Here is a 1426-nt window from a genome sequence, read left to right as displayed (position 1 = left end):
CCCCCGGCAACGCCAACAACGCCGCCTCGATCTCACCCAGTTCGATACGGAAACCACGAATCTTCACCTGGAAATCCGTACGACCGCGATATTCCAGTTCGCCGTTACCGTTCCACGCGACCAAGTCACCCGTGCGATACATCCGCTCACCCGGCTCGAACGGATTCGCCACGAACCGATCCGCCGTCAAATCCGCGCGACCGAAATACCCACGCGCCAACTGCGCACCCGCCAGATACAACTCACCCGAAACACCCACCGGAACCGGACGCAAACGCCCATCCAGCACAAACACCCGGCAATTCCACTCCGGCGCACCAATCGACACCGAAAGCCGATCACCATCACCGACCCGATGACAAGTGACCGACACCGCCGCCTCAGTCGGACCATAAAGATTGAACAGTTCCGTACGCGGATTCTCCCGCAAGAACCGCTGCGCCACCGAACCCGGCAACGCCTCACCAATCGCCAACACCCGCCGTGGCGACCAGTCCACCGTGTCCGGGTACGGCCGGTGCGCAGGCAACGCGTCCAGCATCGACGGCACCGCGTGCAGCGTGGTGACGGACTCGCGCGCCATGAGGTCGGTCAGATACGCCGGATCCCGATGACCATCCGGCGAAGCGATCACCAGACGACCACCACACACGGCGGCGGACCAGAACTCCCACACCGACAAGTCGAACGTCGCCGCCGTCTTCAGCAGCACCGAGTCATCTTGTGCCAGCTCGAATTCGGCCGCTTTCCACAGCAATTGGTTGACGATCGCCGCGTGCGAGACGGCCACGCCCTTCGGGCGGCCCGTCGAGCCCGATGTGAAGATCACATATGCCGTGTTCTCCGGCCGCAGGGTGGCGACCCGCTCGGAATCACTGAGCGGCACGCTCGCGACCGCGGTCAGTTCGAGGTCTTCGAGCCGCACCACCGGCGCGACATCGGTATCGAAGTCCGACTCCGCATTGCTCAATACGCACACGGGGGCGGCAACGGAGAGGATGTAGTCGGTCCGCTCGGCGGCTTGGTCGGGGTCGATCGGTACGTACGCCCCTCCGGCCTCGGCCACCGCGTACATCGCCACGACCAGATCCACCGATCGGCGGAACGCGAGCGCGACCCGGGTCTCGGGGCCGACACCCACCGAGATCAGGTACCGGGCGAGGCGGTTCACCCGAGCGGCCAGTTCCGCGTAGCTCAGCTCGGCGCGTTCGCCGCCGGGCAGGTCCGCGACCAGCGCGACCGCTCCCGGCGCAGCAGCGACGGTCCGCCGGAGCAGCGATCCCAGGGTGGCGGGCTCCACCGGGTGGGTGGTGTCGTTCCAGGCGGTGAGCACGTCGGTGCGCTCGGTGTCCGCGAGAATGTCGATGTCCCCGACCGGGATGGCGGGGTCGGCGACTATCGCGGCGAGAACGCGCGCGAACCGATC

Annotated in this window: 1 protein-coding gene; it reads right to left on the bottom strand. The window is 66.3% G+C overall.

The features are described 5' to 3' along the window. On the bottom strand, positions 1-1426 hold a 1426-nt coding region (locus tag NNI01S_RS32900), incomplete at both ends, for a non-ribosomal peptide synthetase (RefSeq protein WP_157115176.1).

The sequence above is a fragment of the Nocardia niwae NBRC 108934 = DSM 45340 genome, from assembly GCF_001613465.1.
GTDB classification, from domain to species: Bacteria; Actinomycetota; Actinomycetes; order Mycobacteriales; family Mycobacteriaceae; genus Nocardia; species Nocardia niwae.
Note: the sequence above shows the minus strand (reverse complement) of the source record. Positions and strands in the feature narration are given on the sequence as shown.